23 protein-coding genes and 1 tRNA gene are annotated in these 23,579 nt (G+C 63.2%); 4 read left to right on the forward strand and 20 right to left on the reverse strand.

Annotated features, from left to right (window positions below):
- The 16 genes from XalbCFBP2523_RS16815 to murJ all read right to left on the reverse strand — a co-directional run.
- Positions 1-183 (reverse strand): XVIPCD domain-containing protein (locus tag XalbCFBP2523_RS16815; protein WP_343251073.1); only part of this gene is annotated, 183 nt, incomplete at its 3' end.
- 97 nt (positions 184-280) lie between these two features.
- Complete coding sequence (locus XalbCFBP2523_RS07100; protein WP_196297577.1) at positions 281-1,615, reverse strand: phospholipase effector Tle1 domain-containing protein; 1,335 nt, start codon at positions 1,613-1,615, stop codon at positions 281-283.
- Positions 1,616-1,640: 25 nt separating this feature from the next.
- Positions 1,641-2,486: a hypothetical protein gene (locus XalbCFBP2523_RS07105; RefSeq protein ID WP_249027715.1), complete on the reverse strand. Its 846-nt coding sequence runs from the start codon at positions 2,484-2,486 to the stop codon at positions 1,641-1,643.
- A gap of 295 nt (positions 2,487-2,781) precedes the next feature.
- A complete protein-coding gene (locus XalbCFBP2523_RS16310) occupies positions 2,782-3,336 on the reverse strand; it encodes a hypothetical protein (protein WP_146084054.1) in 555 nt (184 codons plus the stop codon).
- Positions 3,333-5,426: a YfjI family protein gene (locus XalbCFBP2523_RS07115; RefSeq protein ID WP_052687922.1), complete on the reverse strand. Its 2,094-nt coding sequence runs from the start codon at positions 5,424-5,426 to the stop codon at positions 3,333-3,335. The genes XalbCFBP2523_RS16310 and XalbCFBP2523_RS07115 overlap by 4 nt, the downstream gene beginning before the upstream one ends.
- A complete protein-coding gene (locus tag XalbCFBP2523_RS07120) occupies positions 5,423-5,806 on the reverse strand; it encodes a CHC2 zinc finger domain-containing protein (RefSeq protein WP_052687921.1) in 384 nt (127 codons plus the stop codon). The genes XalbCFBP2523_RS07115 and XalbCFBP2523_RS07120 overlap by 4 nt, the downstream gene beginning before the upstream one ends.
- A complete protein-coding gene (locus XalbCFBP2523_RS17330; protein WP_045758763.1) occupies positions 5,803-6,054 on the reverse strand; it encodes a helix-turn-helix transcriptional regulator in 252 nt (83 codons plus the stop codon). Before XalbCFBP2523_RS17330 ends, XalbCFBP2523_RS07120 begins: the two co-directional genes overlap by 4 nt.
- 159 nt (positions 6,055-6,213) lie before the next feature.
- A complete protein-coding gene (locus XalbCFBP2523_RS16315) occupies positions 6,214-6,786 on the reverse strand; it encodes a hypothetical protein (protein ID WP_146084055.1) in 573 nt (190 codons plus the stop codon).
- Positions 6,761-7,177, reverse strand: coding sequence for a hypothetical protein (locus XalbCFBP2523_RS16320; RefSeq protein ID WP_146084056.1), 417 nt, complete (start codon positions 7,175-7,177; stop codon positions 6,761-6,763). Before XalbCFBP2523_RS16320 ends, XalbCFBP2523_RS16315 begins: the two co-directional genes overlap by 26 nt.
- A 51-nt stretch (positions 7,178-7,228) precedes the next feature.
- Positions 7,229-8,449 carry a tyrosine-type recombinase/integrase gene (locus XalbCFBP2523_RS07130; RefSeq protein WP_045757862.1) on the reverse strand — a complete coding sequence of 407 codons (1,221 nt, stop codon included), beginning with the start codon at positions 8,447-8,449 and terminating at the stop codon, positions 7,229-7,231.
- 181 nt (positions 8,450-8,630) lie between these two features.
- A tRNA-Thr gene (locus tag XalbCFBP2523_RS07135) sits at positions 8,631-8,706 on the reverse strand.
- A gap of 35 nt (positions 8,707-8,741) precedes the next feature.
- Positions 8,742-9,692 (reverse strand): 4-hydroxy-3-methylbut-2-enyl diphosphate reductase, encoded by a 951-nt coding sequence (ispH, locus tag XalbCFBP2523_RS07140; RefSeq protein WP_012915452.1) that lies wholly within the window; start codon positions 9,690-9,692, stop codon positions 8,742-8,744.
- A 57-nt stretch (positions 9,693-9,749) separates the two neighbouring features.
- A complete protein-coding gene (lspA, locus tag XalbCFBP2523_RS07145) occupies positions 9,750-10,253 on the reverse strand; it encodes a signal peptidase II (RefSeq protein ID WP_045765452.1) in 504 nt (167 codons plus the stop codon).
- 88 nt (positions 10,254-10,341) lie between these two features.
- Positions 10,342-13,173 (reverse strand): isoleucine--tRNA ligase, encoded by a 2,832-nt coding sequence (ileS, locus tag XalbCFBP2523_RS07150; RefSeq protein ID WP_045765451.1) that lies wholly within the window; start codon positions 13,171-13,173, stop codon positions 10,342-10,344.
- A gap of 6 nt (positions 13,174-13,179) precedes the next feature.
- Positions 13,180-14,169: a bifunctional riboflavin kinase/FAD synthetase gene (locus tag XalbCFBP2523_RS07155; RefSeq protein ID WP_045764334.1), complete on the reverse strand. Its 990-nt coding sequence runs from the start codon at positions 14,167-14,169 to the stop codon at positions 13,180-13,182.
- A 264-nt stretch (positions 14,170-14,433) separates the two neighbouring features.
- Positions 14,434-16,026, reverse strand: a complete 1,593-nt coding sequence (gene murJ / locus XalbCFBP2523_RS07160) for a murein biosynthesis integral membrane protein MurJ (RefSeq protein WP_104629934.1) — start codon at positions 16,024-16,026, stop codon at positions 14,434-14,436.
- Positions 16,027-16,142: 116 nt separating this feature from the next.
- On the opposite strand from murJ, the gene rpsT reads away from it, so the two are divergent.
- Positions 16,143-16,415 carry a 30S ribosomal protein S20 gene (gene rpsT / locus XalbCFBP2523_RS07165; RefSeq protein ID WP_012915447.1) on the forward strand — a complete coding sequence of 91 codons (273 nt, stop codon included), beginning with the start codon at positions 16,143-16,145 and terminating at the stop codon, positions 16,413-16,415.
- Positions 16,416-16,548: 133 nt separating this feature from the next.
- Here the strand turns inward: rpsT and obgE are convergent, their stop codons facing one another.
- From obgE to rplU, 3 genes are all read right to left on the reverse strand, one after another.
- Positions 16,549-17,619: a GTPase ObgE gene (gene obgE / locus XalbCFBP2523_RS07170; protein ID WP_012915446.1), complete on the reverse strand. Its 1,071-nt coding sequence runs from the start codon at positions 17,617-17,619 to the stop codon at positions 16,549-16,551.
- 332 nt (positions 17,620-17,951) lie between these two features.
- Positions 17,952-18,212 carry a 50S ribosomal protein L27 gene (gene rpmA, locus XalbCFBP2523_RS07175; RefSeq protein ID WP_012915445.1) on the reverse strand — a complete coding sequence of 87 codons (261 nt, stop codon included), beginning with the start codon at positions 18,210-18,212 and terminating at the stop codon, positions 17,952-17,954.
- 12 nt (positions 18,213-18,224) lie between these two features.
- Positions 18,225-18,542: a 50S ribosomal protein L21 gene (gene rplU / locus XalbCFBP2523_RS07180; protein ID WP_012915444.1), complete on the reverse strand. Its 318-nt coding sequence runs from the start codon at positions 18,540-18,542 to the stop codon at positions 18,225-18,227.
- Positions 18,543-18,810: 268 nt separating this feature from the next.
- Between rplU and uvrA the strand changes: the two genes are divergently transcribed.
- Both uvrA and XalbCFBP2523_RS07190 read left to right on the forward strand, forming a co-directional pair.
- The gene (gene uvrA, locus XalbCFBP2523_RS07185) at positions 18,811-21,777 is read left to right on the forward strand and encodes an excinuclease ABC subunit UvrA (RefSeq protein WP_045765449.1); all 2,967 of its coding nucleotides are present in this window, start codon (positions 18,811-18,813) and stop codon (positions 21,775-21,777) included.
- Positions 21,774-22,196, forward strand: coding sequence for an acyl-CoA thioesterase (locus tag XalbCFBP2523_RS07190; protein WP_012915442.1), 423 nt, complete (start codon positions 21,774-21,776; stop codon positions 22,194-22,196). Before uvrA ends, XalbCFBP2523_RS07190 begins: the two co-directional genes overlap by 4 nt.
- 66 nt (positions 22,197-22,262) lie before the next feature.
- On the opposite strand, the gene XalbCFBP2523_RS07195 is transcribed toward XalbCFBP2523_RS07190, so the two are convergent.
- Positions 22,263-22,745: a copper chaperone PCu(A)C gene (locus XalbCFBP2523_RS07195; protein WP_045765448.1), complete on the reverse strand. Its 483-nt coding sequence runs from the start codon at positions 22,743-22,745 to the stop codon at positions 22,263-22,265.
- 52 nt (positions 22,746-22,797) lie between these two features.
- Here XalbCFBP2523_RS07195 and XalbCFBP2523_RS07200 point away from each other — a divergent pair, with 52 nt between their 5' ends.
- On the forward strand, positions 22,798-23,577 hold the full coding sequence (locus XalbCFBP2523_RS07200; protein WP_045765447.1) for an enoyl-CoA hydratase/isomerase family protein: 780 nt from the start codon (positions 22,798-22,800) through the stop codon (positions 23,575-23,577).
- The last annotated feature ends 2 nt before the right edge of the window (positions 23,578-23,579 follow it).

The following is a 23,579-nucleotide window of genomic DNA, read 5'->3' on the forward strand; positions in this document are numbered from 1 at the left end:
GAGCGTCTTGTTCGTCGGGCATATCCCATTGCGCGTATGCAGCCTCTCGACCTGCGCGCGGATGCTTTGGTTCAACGCATGATCGGGATGGCTGGCTTCGCGTGGATCGCGCGGTGGGCGTTGTGCCCCCTGCCGTACGCGCTCCTGCTCTTCTCGCTCCACGATAGCGCTTGCCTTCGCCATGATGGCTTGTCCACGTGGGGAGTTGGTGAAAGCTTCACTCTCCTTGCTTAGAGTTTCCCTGTCGCCGTTTTCTATCGCCGCCGTGATGCGCTGTATCCTAGCCAAGGCAACCAGATATTCCGGCGAATGGGTCCGTGGCGGTGCTTCGACTGTTTTCGCCTGCTCTGGCGCCACATGGGGGGGTAGCCATGGGTGGCATTGCTCCTTGCTGTAAGTACGCCGGCAACGGCGGTGCCGCTGAAGCATGCGGATGCGGCCGCTCGCGGAAGAACGCCGGCAGCGCTGGATCGGTGCGTTCGGTCGATACTGCCACCGGGCGCAAGGGCAAGTGTGCGCGTAGCCCGGCATCCAGGGATTGGGCGTCGTTGGGGGCTAGTGTCATGGCCGTGCCGGACAGGGCATGCACATGCACGCGATGCCCGAGCGTCGTCGCCATGGTGGTGGTGTAGTAGGAGCCGTGCTGTTCGGAGCGGTGAATGACGTTCATTTCCGGCGCGCTTGAGACCGCGCGCGGTTGCAGGAACGGTTTGTCGCTCAGGCTATTGACATAATCCGTCAGCAGATTGCCGTTGCGTACCGACAAACCATCGAGCCGATAGGAACCACCGATATCCGAATGCGCGCCGGGATGGACCAGATTGAGGAAGCGCCCGTCGTGGGAATGGCCGGGATGCAGGATGTCCTTGGCGGGGAACAGATCGCGGCGTTCGTCGCGGGCGGTGAGTTGCAAGCCCGACACCACCGAGGGCGGCAAGCGCACATCCTGTAAATTCATCTCACCGGTGGCGACCGGGTCCAGCAAGCCGACGGTCTGCGCGGTGCGACCGGGCGGCACCAGCGGCGGATGCGTGGGGGTGAGTTTGAGGATTTCGCCGTGTGGTCCCTGATCGATTTTCATCCCAATCGGATCCTGAATGCCACGCTCATGGACCATGCGGGTGAACATGGCCGCGGTGACCGCACCACGGCTGAAGCCGGTGGACACAATGCTGATCTCGGCTTGCGGGTCTTGTTTTCTCCAATCATGGACTTGGCGAATAAACTTCAAGTACATCTCTTCCATCCGTGGGCCGTAGCTATAACCCAACGCACCGTCGAGATTACGCGTCAAGGAGTCGTCCTGCGTGCCTACGCCGGGGACGTAATAGCCGTTGACGCTGTGAAGACCAGCGAAGTTGGCCGCGTGTACTTGATCGTACAAGATGCCGATATTGGTGATGTGCTGAGGATCTTTGTTCTTGTCGTTACCGGTGCCATCGAAACAGGCCACGAACAAGCGGGTGTGTGGATTCTGTTGACTGACCAGCAGCGGCGCCTGGAACTGCGCCAACTCATGGCGGCTGTGTGCATATGCGGCCAAGTCTTGCGCCGTCGCTGGATACGTTTCCACGTCATCCGGCCATGTCTTTGCATCGGTATGTTCGTTGCCCATTGCATGCTCCCTGGCGAGGATGCCATCAGTAGGTTTTGGTGTAGGCGAGGATCAGGTCGTTGCGTGAGTTGCTATATTTATTACCTGGCTCTTGCAAAACAGTCGTCTCTACAAAGGCCCGCATGTACACATTGATGGTGCGGTCGTTCACTTCGAGGATGATGTCCGGAGAGATATCCGCCTGTAGGATCGGCGGCAACTGATTCTGCGGCACATGGTGCAGGATCACCTTGTCCTTGAAGATGGCTTCGAGATCTACCAGGGCATGGTGCGGCTGGCCGTCCTTGGAGCGCCATGTCACCTCGGCGGGCGGCGGGAAGTGTGGGAAGTTGCGGATGCCAATCGTACCTGCGGTCATATTGTCAGGATAGATATCTCCGAGAGACGCGGAGGAAATCTGTTTGACATCGTCCGGATAATTGGCCTCGTACCTGTCGTTGTACAGCACCTTACAGCCATAGGTGTCGTAACAGCCAGCCCCGAACGTATGCGTACTGAATGGTATCGGCTTACTCGTATCGATATGCACGGTGTTATGGGCATCGACGGGAATATTCCCGATCAGGTGAATGCCGGAAGATGCATTGGTCGGAGCGTTGGTCGGCGTATTCATGCGCGAACATCCTGTCAGAGAGTGGGCGAAGACGGCGGTCAGCAGCAGGGGAAGCGCGGCACGGGACGGCGTGGCAACAGGAGATCGCACAGCCATAGTTCCACCTGTGGGAAGGGAGAGAAACAGCCTACTACCCAGGGCGTGATCGCGATAGCGCGATGCCGGCTTGGCGCTGCTCAAGCGCCACGCGGGATGAGCGGCCATCATGGCCCAGCGTCCGGCATGCGCAGCTGCGCGTAGGTGGCAGCCGATGGACATCAGGGAACTGACTTTCGTGGCGTCAGAATTTCCCTACAGCGTTAGCGGTGTCAACAACAACCTCAAACTGACCCACCACCTTGAACGCTGATCAGCAACTTAGAGTTGATCCACCTCAATGGGTTCCGCAGTTTGGCGGGATGCAATGATGCCTGTCTTGCGTCGTGTTGGCGGCGTCACGTTCGATCTACCTGCATGCAGACAGATGGAGCGCATTTAGTCGATGCGGCGCATCGTGACCCGCCGCTCCCGTTGCAGTTCGGCCAGATGGGCCTTGTCATGGCTCAGCTATCGGTCATTGGTCATGACTCTGCCCGCTTGGCAGGAAGTACGGCGAGCCGGTGGTGTTTTCAGCGTCTTGCCTTGCCCAGCGGTCGAGCGGTGATTCCACGAAACTGGCGATGGGCTTGCCAGCCTTTCGACGAAAGCACCACGGGCACGCCTTCACCATGCGCGGGCACTCGGGCCACAGCAGAACCGGGCCACAGCCCTCGCAGGTGACTGCCACGGGTTCGCCCCAGACTGGCGGGGTAAGTCCACGATCCAGGAACGTGCGAGCTTCCAGCGTGCCCAGGTAATCTCGCAAGGCTATGTCGCCATGCCCATCACAGCCGGCCACTTCCTCATCAGGCAAGGCATGGACCAGACCGACATCGATGCCTTGATCCTCGGCCAGGGCTAGCAGGTGGGCGCGCATGTCTCCCGTGCCTGCGATTTTTCTGGAAGACCCATCCCGCTCACTGTCAAAACTGACAGAAGGGGCTTTTGGCAGTTTTGTCAGTTGGCACGATGGCGATTCCAGGACTTTTTCACCGGTCAGCTCGGCCAGCCGTGCACGCCACGCGCTCATGCCGCCCACCGGTAGGCAACGGACGGGCGTCCCCCTGTCATCTGGGCCAGCTCGATCACATGGCGATGGTCGGCCAGCGCCGCCAGCGCCTCGACCACAGTGTCCGGATCATCCAGGCCGGCCCAGCACTTGCGGTACACGTCGCGGGCGGTGAATCCATCGGGCAGGCTGTCGCGCTTGCGCAGCAGCAGGTGGGCAGCGGTCAGGCCGTTGTCGGTAGCCGGGGCATAGACGCGGCGCGCATGGCGTTCCAGATGCTCGCACCAGCCAAAGGCCTTTAGCATGGCGTCGGCTGATACCGCTCCGGTGCCGTTGTCGGCCAGATGCAGCACCAGCGCCAGCCGGCCCGCCAGGGCTGGATACTTGGCTAGGTGCGATTCCATGAATGGCGGTTCGTCACCAGCGCGAAGCCGCTGCATCAGATCGGTTTGCCACTCGACGAACAACCCTTGGGCATCATCGGACAGGCGCAGGAACGGCACGTCGCAGGCATCAGCGGTCGCTGCCTCCACGTCCGCAGGATTCAGCGTGCGAAGCCGATTGAACGCAGCGCGCGCGCGGTCCTCGGCTTCCCGGTCCAGCGGTCTGTCGGTGTAGCGCCACGATGCCGGCAGGTCGGGGTAGACGGCCAATTGGAAACGCTGCATCAGGCCATCGTCGGAGAATCCACCACGCACCGCGCCGCGCACGTACTCGGCCAGCTTGCCCGGCTGCATCCCGCCCAGGATCGACACGGCGCAAGCCTCAATGCGGATCGTTCCCCTTCCAATGCGGTCGGACGTGTACGGGCCTGTGCCGTTCCAGCATTCCAGCCAGAACGCACGATCCTGCTCGCGGCCTTCCCGGTCCAGGGATGCCAGCCACCCGGCCAGCTCATCGCGAAACTGGATTAGCCCGCGCGGGTTCTCGTTCAACAGCTCGCCCAGCTTCTCCACCGTGGCGTCGTTGACCACAAGGCGGGGTTCTGTCGGCGCCTCATCATCAAAGCGTGCTGATTCACCCAAGGCCTCGGGGTCGATGAGCATCCCCTTCTTGATTGCTTTGCGGGCTTCCTCCTTGGCTTGCGCCTTGCGCGCATCGGCCAGGATGGCCTTGCCCTCATGCATCTTCCGGGCACGTTCGTACTCGTCGCTTTCGGGGCTGGTCACGCTCTCCAACAGGCGCCGCGCTGGCGATAGGGCCGGACTCTTGCCACTACTCGGTCGCCCAACCACGCAGCCCCAGAGGATGGGCCTTTCGTACCAGTGCCCATGCCTCCTGAGTCGCACTGCGAGGTGCCGCCCACCCAGCGCAGCAGCCAATCCCACCATTGCTGGCACCGCCGTGAAGTCCAGCGGTACTTGCAAGCTGTCGGCTGCGTCCGTACACCAAGTGCGTATGCAATCGGGTAGTAGCGCAGGATTGAATACCGGCACTGCTGGCAGCGGATCGGGTAGCGGTGCCGGAGCGAAATGCTGTACAGAGCCGCCCGCGTGCGCCGTCTCTGCCAACGGCAAAGCATTCACTGCGACCGCATCGGCATCAGGACGGGCAGCCAGCCAATCCACGCAGTCGCCTTTCTCGGGCAAACCGAGGGTGTCCACGTCGATGCATTCCACGGCGCAGCCCAGCGCGCACAGGCGCTCGGCCACATCGACGGCATACTTGCGTCCCGACGCGTCGTTGTCGGGCCACAGGCGCACCCGACGACCGCGCAGCGGTAACCAGTCGGCACCATCGGCACTCGACGCGCTGCCGCTGGTAGTAGCCAGCAGGCCAAGTTTGGTCAGGGCGTCGGCGCAGGACTCACCCTCGACCACGTACACAATCGCGCCAACGGCTGCACGCCCCAGATCGTCCAGGCGATACAGCAGCTTTCCGGCAGCAGGTGCAGGCGGCTCACCGATGACATATCCGGTGCCATTCCAGTGCATCGGCCGAATCCACTTCTCGCCCGTGCGGGGATGCTTGCAGCGGATACGCCAGAACATCGGCGCACCGTCAGCGTGGGTGTAGCAGTGCAGCCCGACCAGATGCATGCCACTGCGGATCGCATCAGCAGCCAGGCGCCGCGCGGCCTCTTCGAAAGACTCCACGGGAACCGCGCTCATGTCCGCAGCCTCAGCAACTCGCGCGCTGCTTGCTTGAACGGCAGGCCGGTGCGGCGCATGTGGAAGCTCACCAGGTCGCCAGACCCGCAGCCAGCAAAGTATTTCCAGCCGCCGCGCGGGTTTGCCAAGTTGACGCCCAGGGACGCATTACGGTCCTCGTGGAACGGGCAGCGGCCTTGCGCCCAGCCGTTGCCGTGGGGCTTGCCCAGCTTATCGACGTGCTGGCCGAAGTAGCGGGCAGGATCGGGCAGCCGGTCGCGCCAGTTGTCCGGCAGGCGCGCGCTTGCCGGGCCGGTCTTGCTGTAGACTTGCCGTGCACCCAGCCCGCCAGCGCGTGCACCGTGGCCCGCCTCGTGCGGGCTGCGTCGTTTCTGGATCATGCCACCGCCTTGGCACTGGCGGTGCGTTCGATCAATTCGCGGATATCCTCCACACGCCAGGCCGTGCAGCGTTCGCCCAGCTTGACCGGTTGGGGGTATCGGTTAGTCTTCACGCCGGCCCACCATGTAGACCTAGAAACCGGGATTAGGGCCGGAATCGCCGGAGTGTTGGTTTTGTGGTCGGCAGCGCGGCCGACGATTTGAGGGAGTCGCAGGAAACCCGTGGCGGGCAGCGGATGAAGTTGCATGTTCACCGTCTCTATTGGCCTTTATTGGCTGGACAGTGAAAAGATTGGCGCTTCAACTGATTGGCGCTAAGTGAGCCAACCGGAAATTTTCATGGCAACTTCACTACATGTAGTCAGCCCACCATAAAAGAAGTTGATACATTCAGGGGGCCAGCTTTGCTATCGCAGCTTCGTCCAACGTATCGCATGTAAAAAAACGCTAGTGATGGCCAATACGCACCCACGCAGCGGCTGTTCATACCTCTCTCGAAAATAAGCTGTCATATTTCTTATAAACATCAGCCGAACAGCATTCGGATCATTGGCCCTAGCCAACTCCGGCTGCTCACCAGCCCAATCCCTTGCATCGTCAACTATAGCATCGAGTAGTTGATCAGGGTTTTTCAAAACTTCAACACCTCCCCAATAGGCTATAGCTAGGGATTCTGAATCCAGCTTAGCCACACGAAGAATATATAAATCGCACACTATATCGTCGATTTCACGAATGACGTACTGCCGAATTCTCCCATCATGATCGCGCCAATAGCGATGGCGATTTCGTAACGGACGCATCGCATCATTCAGGACTGCAACAGCTCTCTCGATCTTCGCAAGATGCGCCCGCCAGAAACTCTTCGTGTGTTGTGAAACTTGAAAAGAGAGGTTTTCGGCAACCATTCCGATAAGATCTCTCACCATATCTAAAATATTTCCATTACTCAATTCAGGAGGTGGTGCGTTTTTTTGCAATATTACTCAAGCACCACTCCCCAAGAGTTGGTAAAGCGCATTCCAATCCAGGCTCACCACGCTCAATTCGACTACGCATTTCCACCCCCATCGCAAATCCTTTCTCTCGTTCTAATTCACGAATACTCTTGGCATTAGGATCAGATCGTCGCTCAAGTGCATCCCAGACTATTTTGCATTCTTTCGAGGCAGTGAGTTGTTGAAAAGCACTGTACATCTCTTGGGCAAACGTATCATCACCGCCACATGTAGACTCTTCCCTGCACCGCTGCGCGTTGCGCTTCTTCTCATATTCGACTTCGGATTCAATTTCATACCTGATAATTTCGAGCCATTCATACATTGCGCACACCCTCATCGCCCATGAAAAGAACCCATGCCAAGTCGTCATGATGCCCGACTTTTCTCCCCGTCGGGCTAGGTGCGGGTATTCGGTAAAAACTCAACCAGCCTTGACTCGCAGCGGCACGACGTTGCCGCCCGTGCGCAGGCAGTCCAGATAATCCGCCCATGCCTGCATCATGCGCACGCGCTCGGGCAGATACTGCGCCGCGTGCGTATATGCCTCGCGGACCTTGTTTGTCTCGGCGTGCGCAAGCTGCCGTTCGATGGCATCAGGATTCCAACCCATTTCATTGAGCCGCGTCGCCGCCATGCTGCGGAAGCCGTGGCCGGTCATTTCATCACTCGCATATCCCAGGGCGCGCAGTGCGGCATTAATCGTGTTCTCGGACATCGGACGATTCGGGCGCAGACCCGGAAACACATGGAGGCCGCCACCGGTCAGTGCATGCAGGTCGCGCAGGATCGCCACGGCCTGGCTGGACAGTGGCACTAAATGCGCCGCCTTCATCTTCATGCGCTCCGGGCGGATACGCCACATGGCAGCATCCAGGTCGATTTCCCCCCACTCCGCCGCCCGTAGCTCGCCGGGACGCACGAATACCAGTGGGGCCAGCTTCAATGCCGCATGGGTCACGGGTTGCCCGCTGAAACCCTCGATGGCGCGCAACAACTGTCCGATCTTGACTGGATCGGTTACGGCGGCATGGTGCCGAGCCTTGGCGACTTTGAGCGCCCCGCGCAAGCTGGCAGTCGGATCAATCTCCGCCTTGCCCTCCAACATGGCGTAACGGAATACCTGGCCGGCCTTGATCTTGGCGCGGCCGGCAGTTTCCAACTTGCCGGTAGCCTCAATCTTGCGCAGGGCGTCCAGCAACTCACGGGGCGTGATCTCGCCAATGGGGCGGCTGCCGATCTCGGGGAACAGAAACGTCTCCAGCAGCCAGCGGTTTTTATCGGCCGTGACGCGAGCAACAGTCTGGCGGCTCATCCACTCGCGAGCGACGGACTTGAAGGTCTCGTTAGAAGCAGCCACCGCAGCAATCTGCTCCTGCTTGACCTGTTTACGCTGTTCGCTCGGGTCTATGCCAGAAGCCAGGAGCCTGCGGGCTTCCTCGCGCCTTACCCTGGCAGCCGCAAGCCCAGTGTCGGGGTAGGTGCCAAGGGACAACCGCTTTTCCTTGCCGCCAACGCGGTACTTCAACCGCCACCACTTGCCGCCGGCAGGAGTGATTTCGAGGTACATGCCCCCGCCATCGAACAAGCGTTGGGTGCGACTGGCGGACTTTGCCTTGCGGATCGCAGTATCGGTCAGTGGCATGGGGGACTCGTAATGGGGCAACCAGAATGGGGGCAANATCTGCCCCCACTTGCCCCCACTTGCCCCCAGATTGCAACACATATCCTTGGACGCATTTAGACGATCAGGCACAAAAAAACCCGCTAAGCTGCGGGTTTTTTTGAAGTTTCCGGACCTTATCGGACGCTCCGAAACAATCCACTGGTGCCGGAAATAGGAATCGAACCTACGACCTACGCATTACGAATGCGCCGCTCTACCAACTGAGCTATTCCGGCGGAATAGCGAATTTTAGTGGGCCGCCCGCATCGGGTCAATCGATCAGGCGCAGCCGCAACTCTTTGGGCAGAGCGAACACCATCGACTCCGGTTCGCCGGCCAGTTCGGACACGCCCTCGGCGCCGAGTTCGCGCAGGCGTGCGATCACGCCATCCACCAGCACCTGCGGCGCCGAGGCGCCAGCGGTCAGGCCAATGCGACGCTTGCCGGCGACCCAGGCCGGGTCGATCTCACTGGCGCCGTCGATCAGGTACGACTCCACGCCGTCGCGGCGCGCCAGTTCGCTGAGCCGGTTGGAATTGGAGCTGTTCGGCGAGCCGACCACCAACACCAGATCGCACTGGCGCGCCAGATCGCGCACGGCATCCTGGCGGTTCTGCGTGGCATAGCAGATATCATCGTTCTTCGGCCCCTGCATCACCGGGTAGCGCGCGCGCAGCGCTTCGATGATGCCGTAGGTATCGTCCACCGACAGCGTGGTCTGGGTGGTGTAAGCGAGGTTCTGCGGCTGTTGCACCTCCAGCGTGGCGACCTGTTCCATATCTTCGACCAGATAAATGCGTCCGCTGCCGCGCTCGCGGTCCCACTGCCCCATCGTGCCCTCCACTTCCGGATGACCCGCATGGCCGATCAGCACCACATCGCGACCGGCGCGGCAATGCCGGGCCACCTCGAAATGCACCTTGGTCACCAGCGGACAGGTCGCATCGAACACTTTCAGACCGCGCCGCTCGGCCTCCTGCCGCACCGCCTGGGACACGCCGTGGGCACTGAAGATCACCGTATTGCCATCGGGCACTTCGTCCAGTTCCTCGACGAAGATCGCACCGCGCTGTTTGAGGTCGTCGACGACGAAGCGGTTGTGCACCACCTCGTGGCGCACGTAAATCGGCGCGCCCAGCGTCTCGATGGCACGTTTGACGATCTCGATCGCGCGATCAACGCCGGCGCAGAAGCCGCGAGGGTTGGCAAGCAGGACATGCATAGATCAGATCCGCCGGCTATTGATGACAGGCGCTTCGAGAGGGGAGAGCAAGTCGAATTATCCCGCTTTTCGCTTCGCTTTGCCGTCCCACAACCCGAACAATGCGATCCCGATGGCACCGGCGACGATGGCCGAATCGGCAAGGTTGAACGAAGGCCAATAATGCTGACCCACGTACCACTGGATGAAATCGACCACATGCCCGTGCAGCAGCCGGTCGATCACGTTGCCGATCGCGCCGCCGATCACCAGCGCGTAGGGCACGGCACTGCGCCACTCGCTGCGCGGAGTGCGTGCCAGCCACCAGGCCAGCAGGCCGCTGATGCCCAGCGCCAGCAAGGTAAAGAACCACAACTGCCAGCCCCCGGCCTGGCTCAAAAAACTGAAGGCCGCGCCGGTGTTGTAGGTGCGGTACCAGTTCCAAACACCGGGGATCACCGTCACTGGAGTGAACTCGGGCAGGCTGGACAGCACCCAGGCCTTGCTCCACTGGTCCAGACCGATCACCAACGCCGACAGCAACAGCCAGATCAGCGCGGAGGGAGTGGGGCGTGCGGTCATGTGTTCGTTCTGCCTTAGGCGAAATAAAGAAAGAAACAAGGATACTGGCAGCGGATGCGGGAACGCCGCCCGCCCGCGCCAGGACCGCTCAGAACCAACGCCGCACTTCGCCCGACCCGGCGATGTTGCTGACGCAGCGGCCGCACAGCTCCGGATGCGCCGGGTCCACCCCAACGTCGGCACGGTGGTGCCAGCAACGCACGCACTTGGGCTTGCTGGTGGCCTGGGCGCTAACGAAGATCTCCTCGGTACTGGCCTCGCACACCACCACGTCGCCACTGATGAACAGGAAACGCAACTCTTCCTGCAGCGGCTGCAACCAGGCCACGGTCGCCGCGTCGGCGGCGACGGTGATCTCCGCCTCCAGCGCGGCGCCGATCACGCCGTTGCTGCGCATCGGCTCCAACAACTTGGCCACCTGCTCGCGCAGCGCCAGCAAACGCTCGACATCGACCGCGCTCAGCGCTGCGTCTTCCGGCAACGGCGCCAGGCCCTCGTACCAAGTCGCGAACAGCACGTTGCCTAGATGCGCCCCTGGCAGATACCCCCACAACTCGTCGGCGGTGAAGCTGAGGATCGGCGCGATCCAGCGCACGAACGCCTCGGCCACATGGAACATCGCGGTCTGCGCCGAACGTCGGCCATGCGCATCCTCGGCCATCGTGTACAAGCGATCCTTGGTCACGTCCAGGTACAACGAGCCCAGGTCCACACTGCAGAAATTCAGCAGCGCCTGCACAATCGCGGCGAAGTCGTAGCGCGCGTAAGCGGCCTTGATCTGCTCCTGCAACACGTAGGCGCGATGCACGATCCAGCGATCCAGGGCAACCAGCTCCGGCAGCGGCCGCAAGTGCTCGGCCGGGTTGAAGCCGTGCAGGTTGCCGAGCAGGAAGCGCGCGGTGTTGCGCAAGCGCCGGTAGGCATCGGCGTTGCGCTTGAGGATCTCCTGCGACAACGACATCTCGTTGCTGTAGTCGGCCGACGCGATCCACAGGCGCAGGATGTCCGCGCCCAGGGTTTTCATGATGTCCTGCGGTTCGATGCCGTTGCTCAGCGACTTGGACATCTTGCGGCCATGCTCGTCCACGGTGAAGCCGTGCGTCAGGCACTGCCGGTACGGCGCCATCTGATCCAGCGCCACGCCGGTCAGCAGCGAGGATTGGAACCAGCCACGGTGCTGGTCCGAACCTTCCAAGTACAGGTCGGCCGGCTTGGGCAGGCCGCGCTCGGTCAACACCGCCTCGTGGGTGATGCCGGAATCGAACCAGACATCGAGAATATCGGTGATCTTCTCGTAATCGGCGGCCTCCTCGCCGAGTAGGTCGGCGGCGTCGAGCGTGTACCACACATCCACCCCGCCCTCCTCGACCCGGTCGGCGACCTGGCGCATCAGTTCGGCGCTGCGCGGATGCGGCTCGCCGGTTTCGCGATGCACGAACAACGCGATCGGCACGCCCCAGGTGCGCTGACGCGAAATAGTCCAGTCCGGGCGCCCGGCGACCATGCCGGCGATGCGCGCCTGACCCCAGGCCGGGTACCAATGCACGTCCTCGATCGCTTTCAACGCATCGGCGCGCAGGTTGGCCTGCTCCATCGAGATGAACCACTGCGGCGTGGCGCGGAACGCAATCGGCGTCTTATGCCGCCAGCAGTGCGGATAACTGTGGACCATGCTCGCGCGCGCCAGCAGTTGCCCGCGCGCGGCCAGCACGTCGGCGATGAGGTCGTTGGCCTTCCAGATGTGCACCCCGGCCAGTTCCACGCCATCGGCGGCTGGCGTGGACGGCAGATACACGCCGCGCGCATCGATCGGGTTGATCTGCGCGGCGCTGTAGCGCTCCAGCAGCCCGTATGGCTTGGCCGCGACATAGTCCTCCTGGCCGTGGCCGGGCGCGGTATGCACCGCGCCGGTACCGTCGGTATCGGACACGTGTTCGCCAAGGATCAGCGGAATGTCGCGGGTGTCGTAGAACGGATGCGCCAGCAACTGGTGTTCGAGCGCCGCGCCGGCGACGCGGCCATGCACCACCACTTCGGCGACCCCGTAACGCGGCAACGCGCGCTCGGCCAGCGCGTCGGCCAACACCAGCCAGCGGCGACGGCCATCGCGGGCCGGACCTTCGACCAGCGCATACACCAGCGCCGGTCCCAGCGCCACCGCCAGCGAGGCCGGCAGCGTCCACGGCGTGGTGGTCCAGATCGGCACGGCGACCTCCACGCCCTCCGGCAACGCCACGCCGAACGCGGCGGCCAGCGCCGCGCCATCGCGCGCCGGATAAGCCACCTCGACCGTCGGCGACTGCTTGTCGGCGTATTCGATCTCGGCTTCGGCCAGCGCCGAACCGCAGTCGAAACACCAGTGCACAGGCTTCACGCCACGGGTCAAATGACCGTTGTCGACGATCTTCGCCAGCGCGCGAATTTCGTTGGCTTCGAAATGGAAGTCCAGCGTGCGGTAAGGGTTGTCCCAATCGCCGATCACGCCCAGGCGCTTGAAGTCGCGGCGCTGCAGGTCGATCTGCGCGTTGGCGTACTCGCGGCATTTCTGCCGGAACTGCACCGCATCCAGCTTGACCCCGACCTTGCCGAAGCTCTTCTCGATGGCGATCTCGATCGGCAGGCCATGGCAATCCCAGCCGGGGATGTACGGCGCGTCGAAACCGGACAGGTACTTGGACTTGACGATGATGTCCTTGAGGATCTTGTTGACCGCATGCCCAAGATGGATCGCCCCGTTGGCGTAGGGCGGGCCATCGTGCAACACGAACAGCGGCCGGCCCTGCGCGTTGTCGCGCAGTTGCGCGTACAGCCCCTCGCTCTCCCAGCGGGACAACGTGTCCGGCTCGCGCTTAGGCAGATCGCCGCGCATCGGAAAATCGGTCGCCGGCAGGTGGAGGGTGGCTTTGTAATCCTGGGTCACGGGGGTTTACCGGTCGGTGGTCTTCATGGGGGAATCCGTGCACGCGGCAGCGGACATGGATGGCAGGCCCGCCGCGGCCAGCACGTGCCGCGCTTGCGCGGCGTCGCGATGCATCTGTGCGGTCAGCGCAGGCAGATCGGCAAAGGTTTCCTCGTCGCGCAACTTGGCGACGAACTCCACCTCGAGATGGCGACCGTACAGGTCACCCTGGAAATCGAACAAATGCGCCTCCAGCAGCGGCTCCACGCCCTGCACGGTCGGACGGGTGCCGAAACTGGAGACCGACGGCCACGGCTGTGCCGCCGCTCCGTGCACCCAGGTGGCATAGATGCCGGACAACGCCGGGGCGCGAGCAAACCGCAGGTTGGCGGTGGGATAGCCAAGCGTGCGCCCGAGCTGTTTGCCGCGCACCACACGCCCCCCGATCGCATACGGCCGTCCGAGCAGGTCGGCGGCATGCGCGAACTCCCCGGCCACCAGCAACTCCCGGATGCGGGTGCTGGAGATGCGCTCCTCGTGCAGATGCACCGGCGCGATTTCCTCGGCGGTGAAGCCGAATTGCACACCCAGCGCGCGCAGCAGGGCAATGTCGCCAGCGCGCTTGTGGCCGAAGCGGAATGCCGGGCCGATCCACACCTCGCGGGCACGCAGACGCTCGACCAGCACGCGCTGCACGAACGCCTCCGCCGTCATCGAAGCCAGGCGCCGATCGAAGCGCAGCAGGCCGACACTCTCGATGCCGAGTTGCTGCAAGCCTTGCACCTTGGAACGTGCCAAGGTCAGCCGTGGCGGCGGCGCATCCGGGGCGAAAAACTCGCGCGGCAACGGCTCGAAGCTCAGCGCCACCGTCGGCACTCCCAATGCGCGGGCACGCGTCGACGCCTGCCGCACCAGCGCGCGATGACCCAGATGCAGGCCATCGAAGGCGCCGATGCAGACCACGCTTCCCTGCGGGAACAGGGTCCCGCCCTCGACGTCTCTAAACAGCCTGCTCATCCTCGATCCGAAGCGCCAGCGCAGGTGCGCCGGCCAATAAATGATGCGTAACCGTTGAGTATAACGGGTGGGACACTGCACGCGGGGAAGCCGACCGAAGCGAAATCGCGATCGAGGCTCCCAGCACGACCATGGAGCATGGACGGATCATGCGGCACCGAAAAAAGGCGGAGCACTACAACCTCCAGCCGTCGCAATGCCTTGGCACCCCCGGCCTCTTCGACACGCGCAAGAAGGCGAGGCACGCACGCAAGACCCGCACACTCACCCTTCGCGCAGATCCCGCGGCCGGAACCCCAACGCCAACAACGCCAGCAGATACACGCCACCACCACCGCCGACCAGCAGCAGCAAGCCGCCGATGCGGTGCCACTTGTCCATGCTGGTGAACGCTGGCAACAAATACAGCCCCAGCACCAGCACCGCCGCCATCGCCGCACAGGCCAGACCCAGCCGCAGCAGATAACCGCCCCAGCCCGGCCGCGGCCGATACACTTGGTCGCGACGCAACCAACGCCACAACAGCGACAGATTGAGATAGCTGGCCACCGCGCTGGCCAAACCCAGCGCCAGATGCAGCCCAGGCTGTGCGGCCAGCGCCGCGCGCACACCCTGTGCGCGTAGTTCGGCGGGCACCCAAAGTTGGTACAGAATCGCCAGGAACAACAGGTTCAACGCCATGTTCGCGACCAGGGCGGCGACGCCGGCGCGCACTGGAGTGCGCGTATCCTGGCGCGAATAGAACGCTGGCAACAGCACCTTGAGCAACGCAAACGCCGGCAGGCCGAAGCTCAGCCCGAACACCGACATCGCCGCCATATGCGTGTCGAAGGCGGTGAACTTGCCGTACTGGAACAAAGTCGCCACCAATGGCTGGCTCAGCAACATCAGCCCCAGCATCGCCGGCACCGCGATCAGCAGCGTGGTGCGCAGCCCCCAGTCCAGCGCATTGGAAAAGCCCGCATGATCGGTCTTGACATGGTGCCGCGATAACGCCGGCAGGATCACCGTGCCCAGGGCCACCCCGAACACGCCCAGCGGCAACTCCAGGAAGCGGTCGGCCTGGGACAACCAACTCTGCGAGCCGGCATACAGAAACGAAGCGATAACCGTATCCAGCAGCAAGTTGATCTGCGCGATCGAGGAACCGAACAGAGTCGGCACCATCAGGGTCAGCACCCGGCGCACGTCCGGATGACGCCAACCCCAGCGAGGCAGGGTCAATAGATCGATGCCGCGCAGCGCCGGCAACTGGAACAGCAACTGCAACGCGCCGGCCACCAGCACCGCCCAGCCCATCGCCAAGATCGGCACCTGCAAGCGTGGCGCCAGCCAGAGCGCCCCAACAATCATGCACAGATTGAGGATCACCGGCGTGAGCGCCGGCAGGCCGAAGCGATGGAAGCTGTTCAACGCACCGCCAGACAACGCGGTCAGCGAAACGAACAACAGGAATGGGAAGGTCAGCCGCAACAGCTCCACGATCAGGCCAAACTTGATCGGGTCGTTGCTGGCGCCAGGATTGAACAACAACGCCACCTGCGGAGTGAACAGCAACCCCAACGCGGTCACCAACAGCAAAATCCCGCCTAGGGTACCGGACACACGCGCCATCAACATGCGCAGGTCGGCATGCGGGCGAGTCTCTTTCACCTCGGTGAATACCGGCACGAAGGCAGTGGCAAACGACCCCTCGGCAAACAAGCGGCGCAGGAAGTTCGGGATACGAAACGCCACCCAGAACGCGTCGGTGGTGGCGTTGGCACCGAAGGCATAATTGATGGCCTGATCGCGAACCAGACCCAGCACCCGCGAGACCATGGTCATGCTGCTGAACGAGAGCAGCCCACGGAACATACGCGGCGCGCTCATGCCGAAGTCCTCTTGACAATTGACTTGACGCAAAAATTCGAACGCTTCATACTCTCCCGCTTGTTTTTATCCACCACACTGCTTTCCAGGAAACCGCCACCGTGGCCAATATCAAGTCCGCCAAGAAGCGCGCCAAGCAGACCGTCGTGCGCAACGCGCGCAACACGGCTCAGCGTTCGATGCTGCGCACCGCCGTCAAGAAGGTCATCAAGGCCCTGGACGCCAACGACGCCACTGGCGCCGAAGCCGCTTTCGCCATCGCCCAGCCGATCCTCGACCGGTTCAGCTCGCGTGGCCTGATTCACAAGAACAAGGCCGCCCGTCACAAGAGCCGCCTGAGCGCCCGCATCAAGGCGATCAAGACAGCCGCCTAAGCGCGCACGACCGATGCTGGAAGCGCCCGCGCTTCCAGCACGACGAAAAAGAAAAAGCCCGGCTTCCGCCGGGTTTTTTGTCTGCGCGACACCCAGCTTCCAGCGCGGTTGCGCGGCGATACGGTCGCCGCGCTCAGGGCGCATTCGCCGCCGCCTCCAGCGCGTCTTCGCGCTGTCGATCAAAGAACGCCATCACATCCTTCATGATCGGCCAGGTGCCCTCGCGCCCCAGCGCCGAGACCAGATACCACGGCTGGGTCCAGCCAAGTTCGGCGATCACCTGCTCGGCCAGCGCGCGCGCCTCGTCCTCGAACATCAGATCGGCTTTGTTCAGCACCAACCAACGCGGCTTGGAGAGCAGCGCCGGATCGTGCTTTTGCAGTTCGCGCTCGATCGCCCGCACCTGCTCGGCCGGCGACACTCCATCCACACCGCCTTCGTCATGCACGCCGAACGCAGGCGCCAGGTCTACCAGATGCAACAGCAAACGGGTGCGCTGCAGATGGCGCAGGAACTGCGCACCCAGACCGGCACCATCGGCAGCACCTTCGATCAGCCCGGGAATATCGGCGATCACGAAGCTGCGATAGGCCTCGACGCTGACCACACCCAGATTCGGATACAGCGTGGTGAACGGATAGTCGGCCACCTTCGGCGTGGCCGCCGACACGGCGCGGATGAACGTGCTCTTGCCGGCATTGGGGAAACCGAGCAAACCGACATCGGCCAACAACTTGAGCTCCAGCTTGAGCGTGCGTTGCTCGCCCTGCTCGCCAGGCGTGGCCTTGCGTGGGGCGCGCGTCACCGAACTCTTGAAGTGCATATTGCCCAGGCCGCCCTTGCCGCCCTGTGCGACCAACAAGCGGTCGCCGTGCGCGATCAGATCGCCGATGACCTCGTCGGTCTCGACGTTGATCACCACTGTCCCGACCGGCACGGTGATGGTCAGATCCTCGCCGGCCTTGCCGTACATCTGTCGCCCCATGCCATTCTCGCCACGCTGCGCCCGGAACGCGCGCTGATGGCGGAAATCGACCAGGGTATTGAGATTCTCATCGGCGACCAGCCAGATACTGCCGCCGTTGCCGCCGTCGCCACCGTCCGGTCCGCCGAGCGGAATAAACTTCTCGCGGCGAAAACCGATGCAGCCATTGCCGCCATTACCGGCAGTGACCTGGATTTCCGCTTCGTCGACGAGTTTCATGGAGGGACAGCCTGTGAAAGTGGAAAAGTGTAGCGCGGGACGCGGTCAACAGCCTCGTCGCGGTCAAGCGATCCGATGCAAACACAACCGCAAAGCATGCAGCGCACCGACGACGCGATTCGCTTTGCGACATCGTCGCCTGCATCATCGCGGCAACGGCATGCACTGTGGCGGATTCAAGCAACGCGCGCAGCCAAAACTGCGGCGACACCACGCGCAAACACCGCATGAGCTGACCGAACACCCTTACCCTGCGCTGCAACGAAAAACCCCGCCGAAGCGGGGCTTTCGTCAACCAACCCGCGCATGGCGCGGGCCTTGGAAACCGCAGCTTACGCCTGTGCGACCACGCTCACGGTGCGACGCTTCTTTGCGCCCTTGACCGCGAACTCGACCTTGCCGTCGACCAGCGCGAACAGCGTGTGGTCGCGCCCCAGGCCGACGCCGGCGCCCGGGTGGAACTGGGTGCCGCGCTGACGCACGATGATGTTGCCCGCCTCGATGGCCTGGCCGCCGAACATTTTCACGCCCAGGTATTTCGGGTTGGAGTCGCGACCGTTGCGCGAGGAACCTACGCCTTTTTTGTGTGCCATGCCTGCTGCTCCTTACTTCTTGCCACCGGCAATGCCGGTGATCTCGATTTCGGTGTAATGCTGCCGATGCCCCTGACGCTTCATATGATGCTTGCGGCGGCGGAACTTGATGATGCGCACCTTGTCGGCGCGGCCATGAGCCACGACCTTGGCAGTGACGGTGGCGCCCTTCAGCGCATCGCCCAAGGTCACGCCATCGCTGCCGCCCAGCATCAGGATGTTGTCGAACGTGATCTCGTTGCCGGCTTCGACTTCGAGCTTTTCCACGCGCAGCGTTTCGCCCTGCGCGACGCGGTATTGCTTACCGCCAGTTACCAGTACTGCGTACATGACCAGACTTCCTCTGTAGTTATTGTGGTCGCCCCTGCCGTGCCTCTGCGGGCAGACAGGAGCGGGATTATAAGCCGCCGAACAGCGCAGAGTCAAGCCAGGGGTGCCGCCGAGGCGGCCTGGGGCCGCCTGCGGCGACCAACATCGCGGCCCTGGGATCTGCGGCGATTGCCCCCACCTGACAAGCTGGTAGGCTGACCGATTGCCGTCCCCTCTACTGCCCTGGCTATCGGCACCGCCGCAGCCGACACACACACCGGATCTTTTCATGGCGATGGATTTCATCCGTATCCGCGGCGCGCGGACGCACAACCTCAAGAACCTCGACCTCGACCTGCCGCGCGACAAGCTGATCGTCATCACCGGCCTGTCCGGCTCGGGCAAGTCCTCGCTGGCCTTCGACACCATCTATGCCGAAGGCCAGCGCCGCTACGTGGAATCGCTGTCGGCCTATGCGCGGCAGTTCCTCAGCGTGATGGAGAAGCCGGACATCGACCACATCGAGGGGCTGTCGCCGGCAATCGCGATCGAGCAGAAATCGACCTCGCACAACCCGCGCTCCACGGTCGGCACCATCACCGAAATCTACGACTACCTGCGCCTGCTGTACGCCCGCGTCGGCCAGCCGCGCTGCCCCGACCACCACTATCCGCTGGAGGCGCAGACGGTCAGCCAAATGGTCGACCAGGTCCTGACCCTGGACCCGGAGCAGCGCTACATGCTGCTGGCGCCGGTGATCCGCGAGCGCAAGGGCGAGCACGCGCAAGTGTTCGAACAACTACGCGCGCAAGGCTTCGTGCGCGTACGCGTGGACGGCGAACTGTACGAGATCGATGCGGTGCCGGCGCTAGCGCTACGCCAGAAACACACCATCGAAGCGGTGATCGACCGCTTCCGTCCGCGCGAGGACATCAAACAACGCCTGACCGAGAGCTTCGAAACCGCGCTGAAGCTCTCCGACGGCATGGTCTCGGTCCAGTCGCTGGACGACGCCACGGCCGCGCCGCAATTGTTCTCTTCCAAGTTCAGCTGTCCGGTCTGCGACTACGCCTTGCCCGAATTGGAGCCACGGCTATTTTCGTTCAATGCGCCGATGGGCGCCTGCCCGACCTGCGACGGCCTGGGCGTGGCCGAGTTCTTCGATCCCGAACGCGTGGTGGTCCACCCGGAACTGTCGCTGTCGGCCGGCGCGGTGCGCGGTTGGGACCGGCGCAACGCCTACTATTTCCAACTGATCGCTTCGCTGGCCAAGCACTACAAATTCAACGTCGACGCCCCATGGCAATCGCTACCGGACAAGGTCCGCGACGCGGTGCTGTACGGTAGCGGCGAGGAGACGATCACCTTCACCTACTTCACCGATGCCGGTGGCCGCACCCAACGCAAGCACCGCTTCGAAGGCATCATCCCCAATCTGGAACGCCGCTACCGCGAGACCGAATCGCCAGCGGTACGCGAGGAACTGGCCAAGTACATCAGCGAGCGGCCGTGCCCGGATTGCAACGGCGCACGCCTGAACCGAGCCGCGCGCAACGTCTTCGTCGCCGACCGCCCGCTTCCAGACCTGGTGGTGTTGCCGATCGACGACGCACTGGCATTCTTCCGCCAACTCAACCTGCCCGGCTGGCGCGGCGAGATCGCCAGCAAGATCGTCAAGGAAATCGCCGAACGGCTCGGCTTTTTGGTCGACGTCGGCCTGGACTACCTCACCCTGGAGCGCAAGGCCGACACTCTCTCCGGTGGCGAAGCGCAGCGCATCCGTCTGGCCAGCCAGATCGGCGCCGGCCTGGTCGGGGTGATGTACGTGCTCGACGAACCGTCGATCGGCCTGCACCAGCGCGACAACGAACGCCTGCTCGGCACCCTCACCCGCCTGCGCGACCTGGGCAACACGGTGATCGTGGTCGAGCACGACGAGGATGCGATCCGCCTGGCCGACTACGTGCTCGACATCGGCCCCGGCGCCGGCGTGCACGGCGGCGAGATCGTCGGCCAAGGCAGCGTGCAGGACCTGCTGAAAGCGCCGCGCTCGCTCACCGGACAGTATCTGTCGGGCAAGCGCAGCATCGAGATTCCGGCCAAGCGGCACAAACCCAATCCCAAGATGACGTTGCACTTGCGCGGGGCCACCGGCAACAATCTCAAGAACGTCGACCTGGACATTCCGGCGGGACTGCTGACCTGCATCACCGGCGTCTCCGGCTCCGGCAAGTCGACACTCATCAACGACACCTTGTTCACCCTGGCCGCAAACGCGATCAATGGCGCCTCGCACACGGTGGCGCCGTACCGTGAGATCGAGCACCTGGATCTGTTCGACAAGGTCGTGGACATCGACCAATCGCCCATCGGACGCACCCCGCGCTCCAATCCGGCCACTTACACCGGCCTGTTCACGCCGCTGCGCGAACTGTTCGCGCAGGTGCCGGAAGCGCGCGCACGCGGCTATTCGCCGGGCCGTTTCAGCTTCAACGTGCGCGGTGGCCGCTGCGAAGCGTGCCAGGGCGACGGCCTGATCAAGGTGGAAATGCACTTCCTGCCCGACGTCTACGTGCCCTGCGACGTGTGCCACGGCAAGCGCTACAACCGCGAGACGCTGGAGATCCTCTACAAGGGCTACAACATCAACGACGTGCTGGAAATGACCGTCGAAGATGCGCTGAAGCTGTTCGAGCCGGTGCCCGCAATCGCGCGCAAGCTGGAGACCTTGATCGACGTCGGCCTGAGCTACATCAAACTCGGCCAGAGCGCGACCACCCTGTCCGGCGGCGAAGCACAGCGGGTGAAACTGTCCAAGGAGTTATCGCGCCGCGACACCGGTCGCACCTTGTACATCCTCGACGAACCCACCACCGGCCTGCACTTCCACGACATCGAGGCGCTGCTGGCAGTGCTGCACAAGCTCCGCGACGAGGGCAATACCGTGGTGGTGATCGAACATAATCTGGACGTGATCAAGACTGCCGACTGGGTGGTGGATCTGGGTCCGGAAGGCGGCCACCGCGGCGGCACCATCCTGGCCACCGGCACGCCAGAGGAGATCGCCGCACATCCGCACTCCTACACCGGCCGGTTCCTGGCCAAGCTGTTACCCGAGGGAAGCGCTACCAAACCGACCAAGCCAGCGGCACTGGCGAACAAGCCCGTGGCGCTGCCGCCACGCAAGAGCAAGCCCGAGAAACCCAGCAAGCAAGCACGCAAGCAGACCCACACGACCAAGAAGAGCGCACCATGAGCGATACCTCCGTTTCTCCCACGCACACGCCACTGACACGCGTGCCGATCAGCGTACGCTGGCGCGACATGGACAGCATGGGCCACGTCAACCACGCCAAGTACATCTCCTACCTGGAAGAAGCGCGCGCGCGCTGGATGCTGGGCGTGGAAGGCGTGTCGTTGCGCAACCGCATCATCCCGGTGGTGGTAGCGACCAACCTCAACTATCGCCTGCCGATCATGTGGCCCAACGACATCGTGGTGGAATTGTTCGTCCAACGCCTGGGCAACAGCAGCGTCACCGTTGGCCACCGCATCGTCGACCAACAGGATGCGAGCGTGTTGCACTCGGACGGCAACGTCGTCGCGGTGTGGGTCGACACACAGACCGGCAAAAGCGTGCCGCTACCGGAGCAGATTCGCGTGGCGTGCAGTTAAAAGGCATGCACGCGCGACATACCCAAGGAACCATCCGCACGTACGGCAAATCGCATCCGGCAAACACTACGGCTTGCCCGCACGCACCTGCAGTTCGGCCTGCACCTGGCGGCCATCGTCCAGGACGAAGGTCAGCGGCAACCGCACGCCCTCGCGCAGCGGCTGCGTCGGCTGCATCAGCATCAGGTGGAGGCCGCCAGGCTGCAGCAGCGCATCGGCACCGGACGCCAACGGCAATGCATCGACCTCGCGCATCCTGCTGACGCCATCGCGCAGCGTGGTCTCGTGCAGACTGACCTCGGCAAAAGCCGGACTGCGCGCGGACACCACCGTCAGCGTCTGCACGCAGGGGTTGTGCAGACGACCGAAACCTGCCGCCATTGGCATCGCCGGATTCGGCGGCAAACGCACCCAGCCATCGCGCCACTGCGGCACACAGGCGGCCGGCTTGACCGCCGAGGCCGCGACCAACGGCCCGGAGGCGATGAGAAACCACCCCGCCAGCCCGACGGCCAAGCGACGTACGCATGCCAATGGTGTGTACTTCATGGCTTTATCATAACGCCCACCGCACTTGGCCGCCGCTCCTGGACGCTCCCGCATGAACGCCCCGATCCAGATGCTCGACCACGGCCCCATCCGCGAATTGCGTCTGGCGCGCGCGCCGGTCAACGCGCTCGACACCGCGCTATGCACCGAACTGGCCGCCGCGATCGCGCAAGCCCAGGCCGATGCGATGCAGGCGCTGGTGCTCTCCGGCAGCGAACGAGTTTTTTCAGCCGGCATGGACGTGCCACATCTGCTCGGCCACGGCGACGACCGCGCAAAGCTACGCGACAGTTGGCAGCACTTCTTCGCCGCTGCGCGCGCGCTGGCCGACAGCACCATCCCGGTGGTGGCCGCACTGACCGGCCATGCGCCAGCCGGCGGCTGCGTGCTGGCGCTGTGTTGCGACTACCGGGTAATGGCGCGCAGCTCGGATCCGGCGCATCCGGTCAGCATCGGCCTCAACGAGACCGAGGTCGGCCTGGTCGCGCCGGAAGGCATCCAACGTCTGCTGCGGCGCGTGATCGGCGCACATCGCGCCGAACGCCTGCTGGTCGCCGGCGAACTGGTCAGCGCCGAACGCGCACTGGAGATCGGCCTGATCGACGAGCTGGCCGATGCCGAACGCGTCGTCGCACGCGCGGTGGCATGGCTTCAGGAATTATTGCGACGGCCACGCCAACCGATGCTGCAGACCCGTGCAATCGCCCGCGTCGACCTGCGCGCAGCGCTGAGCGAGGAACACATCGCACTGGAACGCCTACTCGACAACTGGCATACACCCGATACCCAGACCGCACTGCACGCGTTGGTGAAGCGGCTGAGCAAGCGCTGAGC

This window comes from Xanthomonas albilineans (assembly GCF_002939705.1).
GTDB classification, from domain to species: Bacteria; Pseudomonadota; Gammaproteobacteria; order Xanthomonadales; family Xanthomonadaceae; genus Xanthomonas_A; species Xanthomonas_A albilineans.

Bases quoted from the DNA above. Each gene is read 5' to 3' on its own strand.
- XalbCFBP2523_RS07105 (WP_249027715.1), bottom strand. From the start codon at position 2,486: ATGTCCATCGGCTGCCACCTACGCGCAGCTGCGCATGCCGGACGCTGG.
- XalbCFBP2523_RS07115 (WP_052687922.1), bottom strand. From the start codon at position 5,426: ATGAGCGCGGTTCCCGTGGAGTCTTTCGAAGAGGCCGCGCGGCGCCTG.
- rplU (WP_012915444.1), bottom strand. From the start codon at position 18,542: ATGTACGCAGTACTGGTAACTGGCGGTAAGCAATACCGCGTCGCGCAG.
- XalbCFBP2523_RS17330 (WP_045758763.1), bottom strand. From the start codon at position 6,054: ATGCAACTTCATCCGCTGCCCGCCACGGGTTTCCTGCGACTCCCTCAA.
- XalbCFBP2523_RS07195 (WP_045765448.1), bottom strand. From the start codon at position 22,745: ATGAAGTACACACCATTGGCATGCGTACGTCGCTTGGCCGTCGGGCTG.
- XalbCFBP2523_RS16320 (WP_146084056.1), bottom strand. From the start codon at position 7,177: ATGACGACTTGGCATGGGTTCTTTTCATGGGCGATGAGGGTGTGCGCA.
- rpmA (WP_012915445.1), bottom strand. From the start codon at position 18,212: ATGGCACACAAAAAAGGCGTAGGTTCCTCGCGCAACGGTCGCGACTCC.
- lspA (WP_045765452.1), bottom strand. From the start codon at position 10,253: ATGACCGCACGCCCCACTCCCTCCGCGCTGATCTGGCTGTTGCTGTCG.
- XalbCFBP2523_RS07130 (WP_045757862.1), bottom strand. From the start codon at position 8,449: ATGCCACTGACCGATACTGCGATCCGCAAGGCAAAGTCCGCCAGTCGC.
- XalbCFBP2523_RS16310 (WP_146084054.1), bottom strand. From the start codon at position 3,336: ATGAGCGCGTGGCGTGCACGGCTGGCCGAGCTGACCGGTGAAAAAGTC.
- XalbCFBP2523_RS07155 (WP_045764334.1), bottom strand. From the start codon at position 14,169: ATGAGCAGGCTGTTTAGAGACGTCGAGGGCGGGACCCTGTTCCCGCAG.
- ispH (WP_012915452.1), bottom strand. From the start codon at position 9,692: ATGCATGTCCTGCTTGCCAACCCTCGCGGCTTCTGCGCCGGCGTTGAT.
- uvrA (WP_045765449.1), top strand. From the start codon at position 18,811: ATGGCGATGGATTTCATCCGTATCCGCGGCGCGCGGACGCACAACCTC.
- murJ (WP_104629934.1), bottom strand. From the start codon at position 16,026: ATGTTCCGTGGGCTGCTCTCGTTCAGCAGCATGACCATGGTCTCGCGG.
- XalbCFBP2523_RS07120 (WP_052687921.1), bottom strand. From the start codon at position 5,806: ATGATCCAGAAACGACGCAGCCCGCACGAGGCGGGCCACGGTGCACGC.
- obgE (WP_012915446.1), bottom strand. From the start codon at position 17,619: ATGAAACTCGTCGACGAAGCGGAAATCCAGGTCACTGCCGGTAATGGC.
- XalbCFBP2523_RS07100 (WP_196297577.1), bottom strand. From the start codon at position 1,615: ATGGGCAACGAACATACCGATGCAAAGACATGGCCGGATGACGTGGAA.
- XalbCFBP2523_RS07190 (WP_012915442.1), top strand. From the start codon at position 21,774: ATGAGCGATACCTCCGTTTCTCCCACGCACACGCCACTGACACGCGTG.
- XalbCFBP2523_RS07200 (WP_045765447.1), top strand. From the start codon at position 22,798: ATGAACGCCCCGATCCAGATGCTCGACCACGGCCCCATCCGCGAATTG.